Source organism: Cohaesibacter marisflavi, assembly GCF_900115225.1.
GTDB lineage: Bacteria > Pseudomonadota > Alphaproteobacteria > Rhizobiales > Cohaesibacteraceae > Cohaesibacter > Cohaesibacter marisflavi.
Genome location: NZ_FOVR01000027.1, coordinates 1 through 18,180 on the forward strand (window position 1 = coordinate 1; position 18,180 = coordinate 18,180).

Consider the following 18,180-nt stretch of genomic DNA (forward strand, 5'->3'; position numbering starts at 1 on the left):
ATTGCAGCGGTAAGCGTGGTTTTACCATGGTCAACGTGACCAATCGTGCCGATGTTACAATGCGGCTTATTACGTTCAAACTTTTCCTTAGCCATAGGAAAGTCTCCATTCTCAAAATTACATTAAGTGCGGCGGCTAGATCAGCTCACTGCGGAAACAATGAGCCAATCGACCAATCGATTTGATTTAGGCGTATTTGGCCTGAACCTCATCTGCGACTGCCTGTGGCACCTGTGCGTAGTGATCAAACACCATGGAAAACTGTGCGCGACCCTGTGACATGGAACGAAGAGTGTTCACATAGCCAAACATGTTCGCCAAAGGCACCATGGAGCTAATGACAGTTACAACACCGCGGGCTTCAGTTCCGGAGATCTGACCGCGACGGGAGTTAATGTCGCCGATGATGTCACCCATATATTCTTCAGGGGTCACAACTTCGACTTTCATCATTGGTTCGAGCAGTTTCGGACCAGCTTTTTGACAACCTTCACGGAAGCCCGCACGAGATGCGATCTCAAAGGCAAGAACGGAAGAGTCAACATCATGGAAGGCACCGTCGATCAACTCGACTTTGATGTCTACCATTGGGAAGCCAGCCAGAGGACCTGCGGTCATGACAGACTGGACACCTTTTTCAACGCCAGGGATGTATTCTTTCGGAATAGCACCACCAACGATGGAAGATTTGAACTCGAAACCAGCACCAGGCTCATTCGGGCCAATAATCATTTTGACGCGACCGAACTGACCGGTGCCACCCGACTGTTTCTTGTGGGTGTAATCGACGGTTTCTTCTTTCGTGATGGTCTCACGATAAGCAACCTGAGGCGCGCCGATCTGAGCTTCAACCTTGAATTCACGCTTCATACGATCAACGAGAATGTCGAGGTGAAGTTCACCCATGCCAGCCATGATGGTCTGACCGGATTCTTCATCCGTTTTAACGCGGAAAGAAGGATCCTCAGCAGCCAGACGGTTGAGCGCAAGGCCCATCTTTTCCTGGTCAGCTTTGGTCTTCGGCTCAACAGCGATCTCGATCACAGGATCCGGGAATTCCATACGTTCAAGAATAACCGGCTTCAGCGGATCACAAAGGGTATCACCAGTGGTGGTATCTTTCAGACCTGCGATAGCAACGATGTCGCCTGCATATGCTTCCTTGATGTCCTCACGAGAGTTGGAGTGCATCTGAAGCATACGACCTACACGTTCGCGTTTTTCCTTAACAGTGTTGAGTACGGAAGAACCCGCAATCAACTTGCCGGAATAAATGCGACAGAAAGTCAGAGAACCAACAAACGGGTCGTTCGCAATCTTGAACGCCAGCATGGAAAATGGCTCTTCATCGTCTGCATGACGTTCGATCGGCTCTTCCGTCTTGGCATCGATACCTCTGATGGATTCGATATCAACCGGGCTTGGCAGATAGTCGACAACAGCATCAAGCAGAGGCTGAACACCTTTGTTCTTGAAGGCAGTACCACAAAGGATCGGAACGAATTCGTTGGCAATGGTGCCTTTACGGATCAGTTCCATGATCTTTTCGTTGCTTGGCTCTTCACCTTCCAGATAAGCTTCCATTGCTTCTTCGTCGATTTCGACGACAGCTTCAATGAGCTTCTCACGATATTCCTCGGCCTGAGCAAGGTCAGCTTCTGGAATGTCGTTGGTTTCGAACTCGGCACCGAGGTGCTCTTCGTGCCAGATGATCTGTTTCATGTTTATCAGATCGATCACACCCTTAAATTCGCTTTCAGCACCAACAGGCAACTGAAGGCAAAGCGGGTTGGCACCAAGGCGGCTCTCGATCATTTCTACACAGCGGTAGAAATCAGCACCGAGTTTGTCCATCTTGTTGACGAAGATCATCCGAGGAACGGCGTATTTGTCAGCCTGACGCCAAACGGTTTCAGTCTGAGGCTCAACACCAGCGTTCGCATCCAGGCAGCACACAGCGCCGTCAAGCACACGCAGAGAACGTTCAACTTCAATGGTGAAGTCAACGTGGCCTGGGGTGTCGATGATGTTCAGACGCTTTTCACGCCAAAAACAAGTGGTTGCAGCGGACGTAATGGTAATACCACGTTCCTGCTCTTGTTCCATCCAGTCCATGGTGGCAGCACCATCATGAACTTCGCCAATCTTATGGCTTTTACCTGTGTAATAGAGGATCCGCTCAGTAGTGGTCGTCTTACCAGCATCAATGTGGGCCATGATGCCGAAGTTACGATAATCCTCAATCTTGTGGCTGCGTGCCATGACTTCGCCCCTAATGGTTTACCAGCGATAATGCGAGAAGGCACGGTTGGCTTCCGCCATACGGTGCGTGTCCTCGCGTTTTTTGACTGCAGAACCGCGGTTGTTAAACGCATCCAGAAGCTCGCCGGAAAGGCGATCGATCATGGTGCGCTCGTTGCGATTGCGGGCTGCTGCAATGATCCAACGGATAGCCAGGGCCTGCTTACGTTCTGCACGAACATCAACAGGAACCTGGTAAGTCGCACCACCAACACGGCGGGAGCGAACTTCCACTTGAGGCATGACATTTTCCAGAGCAGTGTGAAACACTTCAACTGGGTCCTGCTTCAATTTTCCTTCAACAGAATCAAGCGCACCGTAAACGATGCTTTCTGAAACGGACTTTTTGCCGTCCAGCATGATGCTGTTCATGAATTTTGAAATAACGATATCACCGAATTTAGGATCCGGGTTGATAACGCGTTTTTCTGCACTATGGCGACGTGACATGTGACCAGAACTCCAATAGCGGCTTATTTCGGCCGCTTCGCACCATATTTAGAACGGCGCTGTTTACGGTCTTTAACACCTTGTGTATCGAGAACACCACGAAGGATGTGATAACGAACACCAGGCAAGTCTTTCACGCGACCGCCGCGGATCATGACAACGGAGTGTTCCTGAAGGTTATGGCCCTCACCAGGGATGTAGCCAATTACTTCAAAACCGTTGGTCAAGCGAACCTTAGCAACCTTACGCAGAGCCGAGTTAGGCTTCTTAGGCGTAGTGGTGTAGACGCGCGTACAAACGCCCCGCTTCTGAGGGCAGGCCTCCATGGCCGGAACTTTGTTTCGCTTCACCGGCGCTTTGCGCGGTTTACGAATAAGCTGGTTAATGGTTGGCATTAACGTGTGCCTTTCAGATCTCTCTGAATAATTACATATTGCACCGTCCGCACGCGCAAAAGCGCACCATCGCGCGACCTTTGCCGCGAACGGCGCTGTGAAAACCAGAGGATTACGGCGAACCGCAATCATGAGCCAGTCAATCTCAGCTTCATTAAGACGAACATCGTTTAAATGGTCTTGCGTCGAAAACGTGGCGCTTTCGATCATTGAGCACTTACGGCATGTCCGAGAAGTGGCGCGAAACTACTCTGTAGATTGCATTCCGTCAACCCCCTTGGTGAAGATTCCCAGAAGCCCTGCATTTGCGCCATTTGAGTGTATTTTTATTACCCAATTTCGACTAAATCCGCAACATTTTGATACACCTACGTCAACTCGTTGGAAATCAGCCGATTCTTCCCCAATTTCGCTCAGGATTCGCGCCCAATCTGAGCGCGTTCAAATGCCCGTAGTTGCAATAGATTCTTTGATAATCTTTAACCACACTACTCATGATTCCGGACAAGCAGCCCGGAAAGGGAAAAGCCGGCACTATGCGCATCGACATAACCATGAGTAACATTGAAATAATAATACATACCAGGAAGGGAAATTGGAGTATCTGTCCAGAACTCTGCACCATCGCCAAAGTCAGAGGCAGCGATCGCAGGAAAGACGATCGTATCGATCTTCAGACCCGAACAGCTCTCCAAATAGATTGAGTCAAACTCTTCTGCCGTGGGAAGCCGCCACCCATTGCCGAGCTTTTGGGCTTCCCCTTTTGCCTCCTCCAATCCAAGCCCCATCGGATCACCAGAGCAAGTCCCCCGCTCCTCGTCCCACGCCATACCAAGAGCGCACCGTTTCCACTCCAACCCCTTGTCTATTTGGAAGGCAACATCCCCCCTCAGTCTAAAGCCGTGCCCGGACGGTTCCCGACACTCGGCAAGAGCATCCGGTGACATGACAACACCCGCAACTAGCACCAAAGCAAAAGGGCTCAAGCGACCAACCCTTAATAGAGTTTCAGATTCAATCATAATAACACTCCCCTACTCGAGAACATGTATCTGACTGAATATGTTGAAAGTGGGGCTTTGAAAGGATCGACACAGAAAAGAAAAGGCCGCCTTGCTGAAACAAGACGGCCTTAACAATGTCACTAAACGAAGCTCTCGCTTACTCGGCTGGCTCAACCGGAGGCTGGCCAGACATATCGCGGATCTGCGGGGTAGAAGTCAGGGACTGTGTCCGCTGCTTTTCTTCCAGGATCAGATCATCGCGATGGGTAGCCACACGACGCAGACCAGACATCACACGACCGGTACCGGCCGGGATCAGGCGACCAACGATAACGTTCTCTTTGAGACCTTCCAGGGTATCGATCTTGCCCTGTACAGATGCCTCGGTAAGCACGCGCGTGGTTTCCTGGAACGATGCGGCAGAGATGAAGGAGCGCGTCTGCAAGCTAGCTTTGGTAATACCAAGCAGAACCGGCTTGCCTTTTGCAGGCTTCTTGCCCTCAGCCACAAGGCGTTCATTCTCTTCTGCGAATTCCAGACGGTCGATATGTTCACCATGCAGGAAGTAGCTCTCGCCCTGATCTTCGATCTCGATCTTCTGCAGCATCTGACGAACAATCACTTCGATATGCTTGTCGTTGATGCCCACACCCTGAAGACGATAAACATCTTGAATCTCGTTGACGAGATAATCTGCCAGAGCAGCAACGCCCTTAACGGCCAGAATGTCATGAGGCGCTGGATTGCCGTCCAGAATATACTCACCCTTTTCGATGAAGTCGCCTTCCTGAAGATGGAAAGGACGTCCTTTCGGGATGAGATATTCAATTGGCTCCATCGTTTCGTCAGCAGGTTCGAGAACAATACGACGTTTGTTCTTGTAGTCGCGACCAAAGCGGATGGTGCCATCAACATCAGCGATAACAGCATGATCCTTTGGACGACGAGCTTCGAACAACTCGGCCACACGTGGAAGACCACCGGTAATGTCTTTGGTCTTAGCGCTTTCCATCGGGTTACGCGCAAGAACGTCACCAGCAGAGACCTTGGTACCCGGCTGAACCGACAGAATGGCTTCAACCTGAAGCAGATACCGAGCATCGCCACCGCGCGGAAGCGTCTTTATTGCTCCACTTGCATCTTTGATGGTGATCGCAGGTTTCATGTCTGCAGAACGAGGGTTGCCGCGCCAATCGATAACGACACGCTTGGTGATACCGGTTGACTCGTCCGTCGCTTCGCTAACCGAAAGACCTTCAGCCACATCTTCAAAGTCGATGACACCGTCAGATTCTGCAAGAATAGGACGGGTATACGGATCCCACTCAGCCAAACGCTGACCAAGCTTCACCCGATCGCCCTCATCAACATGAAGGATCGTACCGTAGGTCACTTTGTTGGTGGAGCGCTCGTTGCCTTCATCATCAATGATGGCAATGGAAACGTTCCGGCCAAGAGTGATCAGCTTGCCTTCGGAGTTGCGCGCAACGTTACGGTTGCGGATCTCGATCGTGCCCTCGAAGTTGGACTCGATGAAGGAACTGTCAACCACCTGTGCCGTACCACCAATATGGAACGTACGCATGGTCAACTGCGTGCCGGGTTCACCAATCGACTGAGCGGCGATAACACCAACAGCTTCACCAATATTCACTTCGGTGCCACGAGCAAGGTCACGACCGTAACAAGCGGCACAAACACCATTGCGGGAATTACAGGTGAGTACCGAGCGAACGATAATCGACTGCAAACCGCAGGTTTCGATTTCCTCGAGATGCTCTTCCGAGATGACCTGCCCTTTTGGAACGATCACGTCGCCGGTCTTCGGATTGATAACATCCTGAGCTGCGGTACGCCCCTTGGTACGGGTACCAAGCGTCGCAACGACCTGACCGGAGTCAACAATCGCACGAACTTCCAGACCTTCTTCAGACCCACAATCGACTTCGGTGATAATGCAGTCCTGAGCAACGTCCACCAGACGACGGGTCAAGTAACCCGAGTTGGCCGTTTTCAGAGCCGTATCAGCCAGACCTTTACGCGCACCATGTGTGGAGTTGAAGTATTCCATCACGGTGAGGCCTTCTTTAAAGTTCGAGATAATCGGCGTTTCGATAATCTCGCCCGAAGGCTTGGCCATAAGACCACGCATACCAGCCAGCTGTTTCATCTGAGCCGGTGAACCACGAGCACCAGAGTGCGCCATCATGTAAACCGAGTTCATCGGTTTCTGGCGTTTGGTTTCCTCGTCAAACTCGACAGCCTGAATGCGCTTCATCATCTCGTCAGCAACGCGGTCGGTACATTTCGCCCAGGCGTCAACAACCTTGTTGTATTTCTCGCCTTGGGTGATGAGACCATCGTTATACTGGCTTTCAAATTCCATCGCCATCGTGCTGGTCTCTTCGATGAGACCCGCCTTGGTGTCAGGAATAACCATGTCATCCTTACCGAACGAAATACCGGCACGGAACGCACGGTTAAAGCCAAGCCCCATGATCTTGTCGCAGAAGATGACCGTTTCCTTCTGACCACATGCCCGATAGACAAAGTGGATCATCTTGGAAATTTCTTTCTTGGTCATCAGCTTGTTACAAGCATCATAAGACACCTGCGGATGACGCGGCAGAAGCTCACCAATCAACATGCGGCCCGGCGTGGTTTCATAGATTTCAGAAACCTGATTGCCTTCTTCGTCAATGGTCTTAAAGCGACCTTTGACCTTTGCATGCAGGGTAACGGCCTTCGTTTCCAGAGCATGATGCAACTCGCCGATATCAGAGAAGAGCATCCCCTCACCCGGCTCGTTTTCATTCATGATAGAGAGATAGTAAAGACCCAGAACGATATCCTGTGACGGCACGATGATTGGTTCACCGTTGGCCGGATGCAGAATGTTGTTCGTGGACATCATCAACACGCGGGCTTCAAGCTGCGCTTCCAGAGAAAGCGGAACGTGAACAGCCATCTGGTCACCGTCAAAGTCGGCGTTGAAGGCCGAGCAGACGAGCGGATGCAGCTGAATTGCTTTACCTTCAACCAGATGCGGCTCAAAGGCCTGAATGCCAAGACGGTGAAGCGTAGGCGCACGGTTGAGCATGACCGGATGCTCGCGAATAACCTCTTCAAGGATATCCCAAACTTCAGGCTTGCCCTTTTCAACCAACTTCTTGGCCTGCTTAACAGTCGTCGAATAGCCCTTGGCATCGAGACGCGAATAGATGAACGGCTTGAACAGCTCAAGCGCCATTTTCTTCGGCAGACCACACTGATGCAGTTTCAGCTCAGGACCCACGGTAATAACGGAACGACCAGAATAGTCGACGCGTTTACCCAGCAGGTTCTGACGGAAACGACCGTGCTTGCCCTTGAGCATATCGGACAGAGATTTCAGCGGACGCTTGTTGGCACCAGTGATGACACGACCACGACGGCCGTTATCGAACAGGGCATCAACAGACTCCTGCAGCATGCGTTTTTCGTTCCGGATGATGATATCCGGTGCACGCAGCTCCATCAGACGCTTCAGACGGTTGTTACGGTTAATCACACGACGATAGAGATCATTGAGGTCAGACGTCGCAAAACGGCCACCATCAAGCGGCACCAGAGGGCGCAGATCCGGTGGGATCACAGGAACGACCGTCATGATCATCCATTCCGGACGGTTGCCGGATTCGATAAACGCTTCAACGATCTTCAGACGCTTGGCAAGCTTGATCGGCTTCAGGGAAGACGTGCTTTCAGCGATTTCCTTGCGCAACTTCTCCGAGATCTGTTCCAGATCGAGAGACGCAAGAATTTCGCGGATCGCCTCAGCGCCGATCATGGCGGTGAAAGTATCTTCGCCATACTCGTCTTGTGCAATCATATACTCCTCTTCACTGAGGAGCTGATATTCCTTAAGCGGCGTCAGGCCCGGCTCAACGACAATATAGTTCTCGAAGTAGAGAACGCGCTCAAGATCCTTGAGCGTCATGTCAAGCAGCTGACCAATGCGGCTTGGAAGGGATTTCAGGAACCAGATGTGAGCAACCGGAGCAGCAAGTTCGATATGCCCCATGCGTTCACGACGCACGCGGGACAGCGTAACTTCCACACCACATTTTTCACAAATGATGCCTTTGTATTTCATGCGCTTGTACTTGCCGCACAAGCACTCATAGTCCTTGATCGGACCAAAAATACGCGCACAGAAAAGACCATCACGCTCAGGCTTGAACGTACGATAGTTGATCGTTTCAGGCTTTTTGATCTCACCAAAGGACCAGGAAAGAATTTTTTCCGGGCTCGCGATAGAAACGCGGATCTGGTCAAAAGTCTGGGCCTGAGCCTGCGGACTGAAAAGATTCATGACCTCTTGGTTCATGGTGTCTCCTCTTACGGTTTGACGGATCGCAAGGCTTTACCCCGCGACCCGTTCCGAAAAAATGCCTAGTTTCGTTTAACTCGGGCGCTGCTTATTCAGCAGCGTCCGCAGGCGGCGTATCGTTGGGCTCCAAGTCGATCAGGCGCTGACTGTCTTCCAGCTCCATGTTCAGACCCAGGGACCGAATTTCCTTCACAAGGACGTTGAAGCTTTCCGGAATGCCCGCTTCGAAGGTATCATCCCCACGAACAATCGCTTCATAGACCTTGGTACGTCCGGCAACGTCATCCGACTTGACGGTGAGCATTTCCTGCAAGGTGTAGGCTGCGCCATAAGCTTCCAGAGCCCAGACCTCCATCTCACCGAAGCGCTGACCACCAAACTGCGCCTTACCACCCAGCGGCTGCTGGGTAACGAGCGAGTATGGCCCAATCGAACGACCGTGGATCTTCTCATCGACCAGATGGTGCAGTTTGAGCATGTAAATATACCCAACAGTTACCTGGCGATCGAACATCTCACCTGTACGGCCATCGAACAAACGAGACTGACCGGACCGGTCAAGACCAGCCTGTACCAGCATATCGTTCACGTCTGGCTCACGCGCACCATCGAAGACCGGAGTCGCAATGGAAACACCCTTGCGCAGCTGTTCGGCCATCTTGACGACGCTCTCGTCATCATACTCGGTAACGTCAAGATTTTTGCCGTTATCGTGATAGACGTCCTTCAGCTCCAGCCGCAGAGGCTCAAGATTGCCCGACCGTCTGTATTCATCATACATCTTGCCGATCTTGTGGCCCATGCCAGCACAGGCCCAACCAAGGTGCGTCTCGAGGATCTGCCCGATATTCATACGCGAAGGCACGCCCAGCGGGTTCAGAACGATGTCCACATGGGTACCGTCTTCCAGATATGGCATATCTTCGATCGGGTTGATCTTGGATACCACACCCTTGTTACCGTGACGGCCAGCCATTTTGTCACCCGGCTGGATCTTACGCTTGATAGCGATGAAGACCTTGGCCATTTTCATGACCCCTGGTGGCAATTCGTCACCGCGCTGCAGTTTCTCGACCTTGTCGATGAACCGCTGCTCAAGACGTTTGCGGCTTTCGTCATACTGATTGCGAAGCGCTTCGATTTCGCCCATCAGCTTTTCGTCGTCAACCGCGAACAACCACCACTGGCTACGAGGAAACTCGGAGATCTCAGCATGAGAGATATCGCTGTCTTTCCTGAAGCCTTTAGGGCCTGCGGTGCCAACATGGCCGTTGAGCATGTCTGCGAGGCGACCATAGACGTTGCGGTCCAAAATGGCCTGCTCGTCATCACGGTCTTTCGCCAGACGCTCGATTTCTTCTCGCTCGATTGACATCGCGCGTTCGTCTTTTTCGATGCCGTGACGGTTGAAGACACGCACTTCAACGACGGTGCCGAAAGTTCCCGGAGGCATGCGGAGCGAGGTGTCGCGCACGTCAGAAGCCTTTTCACCGAAGATGGCACGCAGAAGCTTTTCTTCCGGTGTCATCGGGCTTTCGCCCTTCGGCGTGATCTTGCCGACGAGAATATCGCCAGGCTTCACTTCAGCACCGATATAGGTGATGCCAGCCTCGTCGAGATTCTTGAGCGATTCTTCCGACACGTTCGGAATATCGCGTGTAATCTCTTCAGGGCCAAGCTTGGTATCGCGGGCCATCACTTCGAATTCCTCGAGGTGAATCGAGGTAAAGATATCTTCTTTCACAATCCGCTCGGAAAGCAGAATGGAGTCTTCGAAGTTGTAACCGTTCCAAGGCATAAAGGCGACGAGCACGTTACGACCAAGAGCCAAATCGCCCAGATCAGTCGACGGACCGTCGGCAATGATCTCGCCTTTCTGAACGAAGTCACCAACAGAAACAAGCGGACGCTGGTTGATACAGGTCGACTGGTTCGAACGCTGGAACTTGCTCAGGCGGTAGATGTCAACACCGGACCGGCGCGGATCGATATCTTCGGTTGCCCGAATAACGATACGCGTGGAGTCAACCTGATCGACGATACCCGTACGGGACGCAGCAATAGCGGCGCCGGAATCACGAGCCACAATAGGCTCCATACCCGTACCAACAAATGGTGCTTCAGCACGAACCAGAGGCACAGCCTGACGCTGCATGTTTGAGCCCATCAGTGCGCGGTTGGCGTCATCGTTTTCCAAGAATGGAATAAGCGCTGCGGCAACAGACACGAGCTGTTTCGGCGACACGTCCATGAAGTCAACACGCTCGATAGGCGTGATCATCACTTCACCAGCGTGACGACAAATAACGGAGTCTTCTACGAAGGCGCCATCATTGGTCAGCTCAACGTTTGCCTGCGCCACATAGTGCTTGGCTTCTTCCATTGCTGAAAGATAAACAACTTCGTTGGTTACCTTGCCATCAAACACCTTGCGATAAGGCGCTTCGATGAAACCATATTTATTGACACGGGCAAAGGTTGCCAGAGAGTTGATCAGACCAATGTTCGGACCTTCAGGCGTTTCAATCGGGCAGATACGACCATAGTGGGTCGGATGCACGTCTCGCACTTCAAAGCCAGCGCGTTCGCGGGTCAGACCACCTGGGCCCAACGCCGAAAGACGACGCTTATGCGTAATCTCGGACAGCGGGTTGTTCTGGTCCATGAACTGCGAAAGCTGAGAAGAACCGAAGAACTCACGCACAGCAGCAGCTGCCGGCTTCGCGTTGATCAGATCCTGCGGCATCACCGTGTCGATTTCAATCGAGGACATACGTTCCTTGATTGCACGTTCCATGCGCAGAAGACCAATGCGATACTGGTTTTCCATCAATTCGCCGACAGAGCGCACACGACGGTTACCAAGGTTATCGATGTCGTCAATCTCGCCTTTGCCATCACGCAAATCAAGCAAAGTACGGATCACTTCAACGATGTCTTCCTTACGCAGAATGCGAACCGTGTCGGCAACGTCCAGATCCATGCGCATATTCATCTTCACGCGGCCAACTGCGGAAAGATCATAGCGCTCAGGATCAAAGAACAAAGACTGCAGCATTGCTTCTGCCGTTTCGACGGTCGGCGGCTCGCCTGGACGCATCACGCGGTAGATATCGAACAGAGCTGCTTCACGATCAGAGTTCTTGTCAACGGCCAATGTGTTGCGGATATATGGTCCGACAGTCACGTGGTCGATGTTGAGAACAGAAATCTCTTCAAAGCCATTGTCTTTCAGAAGGGTAAGTACCTTTTCGTCAAGCTCTTCACCGGCTTCAGCAAAAATCTCACCCGTAGTGTAGCTGACAGCGTCTTCGGCAAGATATTTACCGTACAGATCTTCGTCAGAAACCTTAAGGAACTTCAGACCGCCTTCGACAAGCTTCTTGATCTGACGAGCTGTCAGCTTTTTGCTCGAATCAAAGACGACTTCGCCGGTCTGCGCATCAATCAGATCCATATCAGGCTTGGTGCCCTTGAGGGCCTCACCATCAAACGCAACCTGCCATGCGTCGCCTACGCGAGAATACTCAACCTTGTTGTAATAGGTATCAAGAATCTCTTCCGTATCCAGACCCAATGCAAGCAACAGACTGGAAACCGGTATCTTGCGGCGACGGTCGATACGGGCATAGACAACATCCTTGGCATCGAATTCGATATCGAGCCAGGAGCCGCGATAAGGAATGATGCGGGCAGCAAACAGCAGTTTGCCCGAAGAATGGCTCTTGCCTTTATCATGGTCGAAGAACACACCAGGAGAGCGGTGCATCTGAGATACGATGACACGCTCGGTACCGTTGACGATGAAGGTACCTTTATCTGTCATGAGCGGCATGTCGCCCATGTAGACATCCTGTTCCTTGATGTCCTTGACTGACTTGGCGCCAGTATCTTCGTCCACCTCGAACACAATCAGACGCAGGGTCAGTTTGAGCGGAGCAGAATAGGTCATGCCCCGCATACGACACTCTTCAGTGTCATATTTCGGAGCCTCAAATTCATACCGCACGAACTCCAGCTGCGAAGTGCCGGAAAAATCCGTAATCGGGAATACAGAAGAAAATACCGCTTGGAGGCCTTCATCAAAGCGTCCAGAGGCGGGTTCTTCCACTTGCAGGAATTGGTCATAAGAAGCCTTCTGAACCTCAATGAGGTTTGGCATTTCTGCCACTTCTTTAATGTGACCGAAGTATTTTCTTAAACGTTTGCGACCGGAAAACGTCTGAGCCATCGTCGCTCCTCGTCTCGCTCATGGGCGGTTGACCAAAAAGCCCGTCACAGGATTGTGCAGGCTCTTGAGAAAAACGCCCTAATTAAAGGGCACCTGGTTTTTAAGCGAATTTCGGGGAATCGCTCCCCCGAAATTCTACACAAGGATCAAACCTTATTTCAATTCTACAGAAGCGCCAGCAGCTTCAAGCTTAGCTTTCAGCTCTTCTGCTTCTGCTTTGTCAACACCTTCTTTGACCGGCTTCGGAGCACCTTCTACGAGCTCTTTAGCTTCTTTCAGGCCAAGACCGGTGATGCCGCGAACTTCTTTGATGACGTTGATTTTCTTGTCGCCAGCAGCGGTCAGAACAACATCAAATTCAGTTTTTTCTTCAGCAGCTTCAGCAGCAGCGCCGCCAGCTACAGCAGCAACTGCGACAGGAGCAGCAGCAGAAACGCCCCATTTGTCTTCAAGCATGGTGGAAAGCTCAGCAGCTTCCATAACGGTCAGGGTAGAAAGTTCTTCTACGAGCTTTTCAAGATCAGCCATCGTATTGTTTCCTGTTGGTACGAACCTAAAATTCTAATTTTGTGAGAACGGCCTTACGCCGCTTCGTCCTTCTTGGCATATGCGCCGAATACCCGTGCGAGCTGTCCGCCCGGTGCCTGCAGAACCTGTGCAATTTTGGTTGCTGGTGCCTGAAGGACACCGACAATCTTGCCGCGCAGTTCATCAAGCGACGGCATGGTTGCTAGTGCATTCACGCCCGCGGTATCGAGTACAGTGGTGCCCATGACACCGCCAAGAATGACGAGCTTGTCGTTTTTCTTGGCGAATTCAGAGGCCACCTTCGGTGCTGCAACCGGGTCATTGGAAGTAGCAATGACGGTCTGACCTTTGAAAAGATCAGAAATCGGTTCAGCGTCCGTGCCTTGAAGAGCGAGCTTGACAAGACGGTTCTTGGCAACCTGCACCGATGCTCCGGCTTCGCGCATTTGGCTACGAAGTTCGGTCATTTCAGCAACAGTGAGGCCAGCATAGTGAGCAACGACCACGACTTCCGCGCTATTCAGCGTTTCGTGAAGGGACGATACAAGCTCTTGCTTTTCCGCTCTATCCAATGCCTTCTCTCCAGTTACCGGCTCCATCCTTGAGGGAAGAAACCGGAGGTTACACTTGACCAGATCTTCTTACCTTTAGTGAGCAAGGAGTCCTGGCGCGAAGGGACCTGTCCTCCTTGCCACCCCTGCAAAGCAAAGAACTGGCAAGCATAGGTTCGAACCAAACTGACATCTTTTATATGTCAAATTAGCCCACCCCATCTGTGCAGGAAAATTAAGTTCAGCATATCAAAACACCAAACCCCTGCAGTCTTGGACAGGTGTCTGACCACAGTCAGACATCCCCCCGACAAGAATCGGGAGGAATCACTTTTGACTTCTAATCGGTTTATTCGACAGAAGCAAGATCTACAGTCAGTCCCGGGCCCATCGTGGACGAAAGGGACAGTTTCTCCATGTAGGCACCTTTAGCACCAGCCGGTTTCGCTTTGGAAACGGCAGAAACAAAGGCTTTTACGTTTTCCACAAGGGCAGCTTCTTCAAAGCTTACCTTGCCAACGCCTGCATGAACGATACCGGCTTTTTCAACACGAAATTCAACCGAACCACCCTTGGAGTCCTTAACGGCCTGAGCAACGTCAGGTGTTACGGTACCCACTTTTGGGTTTGGCATCATGCCGCGAGGGCCGAGAACCTTACCAAGACGACCAACCAGAGGCATCATGTCCGGAGACGCAATGCAGCGATCAAAGTCAATCTTGCCACCCTGAACGATCTCTACTAGATCTTCAGCACCAACGATGTCAGCGCCGGCAGCCTTGGCTTCTTCAGCCTTGTCGCCACGAGCGAACACAGCAACACGAACGGATTTACCCGTACCTGCTGGCAGCTGGCAAACGCCGCGTACCATCTGGTCGGCATGGCGAGGATCAACACCCAGGTTCAGAGCAATTTCAACGGTTTCGTCGAATTTGGTCTTGGAGGCTTCCTTGATCAGCTTAACTGCTTCCTCGAGAGAGTAGGTTGCAGTGGCATCAACTTTTTCACGCGCGGCGCGAATACGTTTTCCGACTTTAGCCATGTGTCGTTACCCCACTACCTCAAAGCCCATTGCACGGGCGGTACCCTCAATCTGAAGCATCGCTGCTTCGATGTCGTTGGCGTTCAGGTCTTTCATTTTTGCTTCCGCAATTTCCTTAACCTGATCCTTGGTAACCTTGCCACCAACATCACGACCCGGAGCAGAAGAACCCTTCTGCACGTTCGCAGCTTTCTTCAGCAGGTAAGATGCAGGAGGAGTCTTCATTTCGAAAGTGAAAGACTTGTCCTGGTAAATGGTAATGATCACCGGAATCGGTGAGTTCTTTTCCATTTCCTGCGTCTTGGCGTTGAACGCCTTACAGAATTCCATGATGTTGAGGCCGCGCTGACCAAGAGCGGGACCAATTGGAGGAGACGGGTTAGCGGCCCCTGCCGGCACCTGAAGCTTCAGGTAGCCTTGAATTTTCTTTGCCATTTTCTTTCCCTAACGCTCAAAAGAGCACTGTTAGACACACGAAAGTCGCGCGGTCAGATCTTCCGTCCGCCTGGCAAGCGAACCAATCTCCCGCACGAATGAAGACATTTCACAAAATTCCATGAAATGCCAAACTGAAAAAGGCGCCTCACCATTCGCAAACCATCAGGCCCGCAATCAAAAGCACCTTGGGAAATCAGAGTTTTTCAACCTGATTATATTCGAGCTCGACAGGGGTCGCGCGTCCAAAAATGGACACCGTAACCTTGAGACGTGCACGCTCTTCGTCCACCTCTTCAACAAGCCCGTTGAAGGAAGCAAACGGCCCATCGGAAACCCGAACCTGCTCGCCCACTTCGTAACTGACGGTCGGCATCGGCTTCTGGACACCTTCCTCAACCTGCGACATCAAACGCTCAGCTTCAGCGTTCGAAATCGGCATAGGTTTGTTATCTGCACCCAGAAAGCCAGTAACTTTAGGCGTATTCTTGATCAGGTGATAAGCATCGTCGGTCATCGCCATTTTCACCAGAACATAGCCCGGGAAAAACTTGCGTTCCGACTCGATCTTGCGACCACGCCGCACTTCAACAAATTTCTCGGTCGGCACCAGAATATCATCAAACAGATCGCCCAGACCGGTTTGATCAGCTTTCTGGCGAATATCCTCAGCAACCTTCTTTTCGAAATTCGAGTAGGCGTGCACGATGTACCAGCGTTTTGGCTTCGTCGTCATTGTGCCCTATCCTCCCAGGTTGATGATATAGCTCACACCAAGACTCATGATCTGGTCGGCGAGCAGGAAGAAAGTCGAAGCCAGCACCACCATCACAAACACCATTAGCGTCGTAATTGCTGTTTCCTTACGAGTCGGCCAGGTAATCTTGGCTGCCTCGGATCGGACTTGCTGCAAAAAGGTAAAAGGGTTTGTCTTGGCCATCAATCCGCTCACATATAATAACGCGCGAAACAGGTTCCGCGCGTTCTGAGATTCTCACCATATATATTATCTTCTGCACAAAGATCAAGCACGAATTGGCAGGGGCGGAGGGACTCGAACCCCCGACCCTCGGTTTTGGAGACCGATGCTCTACCAGCTGAGCTACACCCCTAAATCCGTGGCACCTAGTGAAAACCAAGTTGGTGTCTACCTATTGACTTTCGCCCCCCAGCGCAAGAGGGAAGTTAAAATATTTGTGACAAATCAACAGCTGGTAGGAAATACCCTCCCCCTCCGGGATAAGGCAGCAACAATTTCATCAAACACTTCAGAAAGAAGCCAAAGATTCGATAGCTACACGAACACCTATGGAATCACCTCACCTCGATAAAATCGATACCGCCAAAAAGCCGACCACCCTATAAGATAGTTTTTTTTGCGATTACGGTCCGCTTTGCGGACAAACAGGACGTTCCTCTCAACGTATAGTCAAATTCAGATGCCGAATTAACTTTCGCCAAAGGTGTATTACATACAATACAAACCCATTGGTAGAATCGCCTGTTTTAGTCGTTCTATGATGCGATACTTGTCTGGAAGGACGTCAATAAATTGCTAAAAACATATTGGTTTTGGCCAGCGGCTATATTTTTCATAATTTGGATTCTGATGATTATTTCCCCAATGGCCTTCATCATTATAATGGCAACTCGTGTTGGGTTTCTGACTGGCTATCTAGTCATTTTGGCAATTATCGGCCTCGCTTATGACGCGTATAGCGGTAGAGTGCCTCGAGTTTTTTTACCTATATCAATCGTGGTACTATGCTTGAGCACCGTAACCTACTACTATTTTTATGTACGTCAGTTTGTTGATATCGCAGACATCTCAAGAGAACTAAGAGTTAAAAATGAAAGACAAGTAAAAACTGCAAGAAATTTAATAGCAAAAGAAAAAATTGATTTTATTCAACGCATTGGACAAGATTTCACTAAATATACAAAAGTATATCACTATTACACGCCCGGAATAAACGACAGTTATAATGTAAATATTTATATTGATAGAGAGAATTGCAGTATAATAAATAAAAAAAACACCAGAATAATAAGCATGCATGATACTAAAATTAAATATTTTGATAAAAAATTAAATACAAATAAATATCTTTGCAAATTAACGGCGAAATCTAGACCAATAAATAAACTTCTTCACACAGGAAATGAGGAGGATATATCAGAAGAATATTCACTCGACGGAAGTATTCGAGTATCTAGGAGAAATATATTTATTGGAGATAAAAAAGTAGCAGAATACTTAACTGGATCTGTCTCGTATTATCCAATTTTGCCGTGGCCCATAATATTTTGTGGCAATGGAGGCGGTTTGCTAAGCCAACAACCGAAATATTTTTGTGATTTGACGTTTAGAGGAATACTGAAAAAAGATCTCGATACGAGGCCAAGATTTGTTAAAAACACTAAGAAATTCAATGTAATTGCTGCGATTTTGGACCTTGAACCTCGAGAAACCGACTTCTTCCCAAATTTCGAGCTTTCAGAAAAAGCTAAGGTTGCGATTAACTACCTTGGATTGACCAAATCGCATGGACCTCAGTAATCTAAAGAAGGCTTTGCGCCTATATTTTCTGAGCGACCAATTCCAATTAAGGTATTCCTAATTTCTCACATTATTGCTGAAACCAAACAATAGAAACAATGTCCAATTTGGGCTCAAACCAGCCCCCCTCCCCCAACTCACAGCAACCACACAAAAAGCCCCAGCCAAATCAATGACCGGGGCTTCGCAAAACTTTTGAAAATCGCGCGAGAAGATTATTCGACGATTGCGCCGACGATACCAGCGCCGACGGTACGACCACCTTCGCGGATAGCGAAGCGCAGTTTTTCTTCCATGGCGATTGGCACAAT

The 18,180-nt window shown here is 50.4% G+C and carries 15 protein-coding genes and 1 tRNA gene; 1 reads left to right on the forward strand and 15 read right to left on the reverse strand.

The window, feature by feature from the left end:
* The 14 genes from BM258_RS23620 to BM258_RS23685 form a co-directional block, all read right to left on the reverse strand.
* A partial coding sequence (locus tag BM258_RS23620) for a GTP-binding protein (RefSeq protein WP_209282537.1) occupies nt 1-95 on the reverse strand: 95 nt, incomplete at its 3' end.
* 91 nt (nt 96-186) lie between these two features.
* Nucleotides 187-2,262 (reverse strand): elongation factor G, encoded by a 2,076-nt coding sequence (gene fusA, locus BM258_RS23625; RefSeq protein WP_090075704.1) that lies wholly within the window; start codon nt 2,260-2,262, stop codon nt 187-189.
* An 18-nt stretch (nt 2,263-2,280) separates the two neighbouring features.
* Nucleotides 2,281-2,751, reverse strand: a complete 471-nt coding sequence (gene rpsG / locus BM258_RS23630) for a 30S ribosomal protein S7 (RefSeq protein ID WP_090075705.1) — start codon at nt 2,749-2,751, stop codon at nt 2,281-2,283.
* Nucleotides 2,752-2,774: 23 nt separating this feature from the next.
* Nucleotides 2,775-3,146, reverse strand: a complete 372-nt coding sequence (gene rpsL / locus BM258_RS23635; protein ID WP_090075714.1) for a 30S ribosomal protein S12 — start codon at nt 3,144-3,146, stop codon at nt 2,775-2,777.
* Nucleotides 3,147-3,634: 488 nt separating this feature from the next.
* The gene (locus BM258_RS23640; RefSeq protein ID WP_210186870.1) at nt 3,635-4,168 is read right to left on the reverse strand and encodes an Lcl C-terminal domain-containing protein; all 534 of its coding nucleotides are present in this window, start codon (nt 4,166-4,168) and stop codon (nt 3,635-3,637) included.
* A gap of 139 nt (nt 4,169-4,307) precedes the next feature.
* The gene (gene rpoC, locus BM258_RS23645; protein WP_090075706.1) at nt 4,308-8,519 is read right to left on the reverse strand and encodes a DNA-directed RNA polymerase subunit beta'; all 4,212 of its coding nucleotides are present in this window, start codon (nt 8,517-8,519) and stop codon (nt 4,308-4,310) included.
* A gap of 91 nt (nt 8,520-8,610) precedes the next feature.
* Nucleotides 8,611-12,753 carry a DNA-directed RNA polymerase subunit beta gene (rpoB, locus tag BM258_RS23650; protein ID WP_090075707.1) on the reverse strand — a complete coding sequence of 1,381 codons (4,143 nt, stop codon included), beginning with the start codon at nt 12,751-12,753 and terminating at the stop codon, nt 8,611-8,613.
* 153 nt (nt 12,754-12,906) lie between these two features.
* Nucleotides 12,907-13,281, reverse strand: a complete 375-nt coding sequence (gene rplL / locus BM258_RS23655; RefSeq protein WP_090075708.1) for a 50S ribosomal protein L7/L12 — start codon at nt 13,279-13,281, stop codon at nt 12,907-12,909.
* A gap of 53 nt (nt 13,282-13,334) precedes the next feature.
* Nucleotides 13,335-13,853 carry a 50S ribosomal protein L10 gene (rplJ, locus tag BM258_RS23660; RefSeq protein WP_090075716.1) on the reverse strand — a complete coding sequence of 173 codons (519 nt, stop codon included), beginning with the start codon at nt 13,851-13,853 and terminating at the stop codon, nt 13,335-13,337.
* 328 nt (nt 13,854-14,181) lie between these two features.
* Nucleotides 14,182-14,874, reverse strand: a complete 693-nt coding sequence (gene rplA / locus BM258_RS23665) for a 50S ribosomal protein L1 (RefSeq protein WP_090075709.1) — start codon at nt 14,872-14,874, stop codon at nt 14,182-14,184.
* Nucleotides 14,875-14,880: 6 nt separating this feature from the next.
* Nucleotides 14,881-15,309: a 50S ribosomal protein L11 gene (rplK, locus tag BM258_RS23670; RefSeq protein ID WP_090075710.1), complete on the reverse strand. Its 429-nt coding sequence runs from the start codon at nt 15,307-15,309 to the stop codon at nt 14,881-14,883.
* Between the two features lie 196 nt (nt 15,310-15,505).
* Nucleotides 15,506-16,045, reverse strand: a complete 540-nt coding sequence (gene nusG / locus BM258_RS23675) for a transcription termination/antitermination protein NusG (RefSeq protein ID WP_090075711.1) — start codon at nt 16,043-16,045, stop codon at nt 15,506-15,508.
* A 6-nt stretch (nt 16,046-16,051) separates the two neighbouring features.
* On the reverse strand, nt 16,052-16,249 hold the full coding sequence (gene secE / locus BM258_RS23680; protein WP_090075712.1) for a preprotein translocase subunit SecE: 198 nt from the start codon (nt 16,247-16,249) through the stop codon (nt 16,052-16,054).
* Between the two features lie 96 nt (nt 16,250-16,345).
* Nucleotides 16,346-16,421, reverse strand: a tRNA-Trp gene (locus tag BM258_RS23685).
* A gap of 512 nt (nt 16,422-16,933) precedes the next feature.
* On the opposite strand from BM258_RS23685, the gene BM258_RS23690 reads away from it, so the two are divergent.
* A complete protein-coding gene (locus BM258_RS23690) occupies nt 16,934-17,869 on the forward strand; it encodes a hypothetical protein (RefSeq protein ID WP_139229379.1) in 936 nt (311 codons plus the stop codon).
* A 215-nt stretch (nt 17,870-18,084) separates the two neighbouring features.
* Here the strand turns inward: BM258_RS23690 and BM258_RS23695 are convergent.
* On the reverse strand, nt 18,085-18,180 hold a 96-nt coding region (locus BM258_RS23695; RefSeq protein WP_139229380.1), incomplete at its 5' end, for an EF-Tu C-terminal domain-related protein.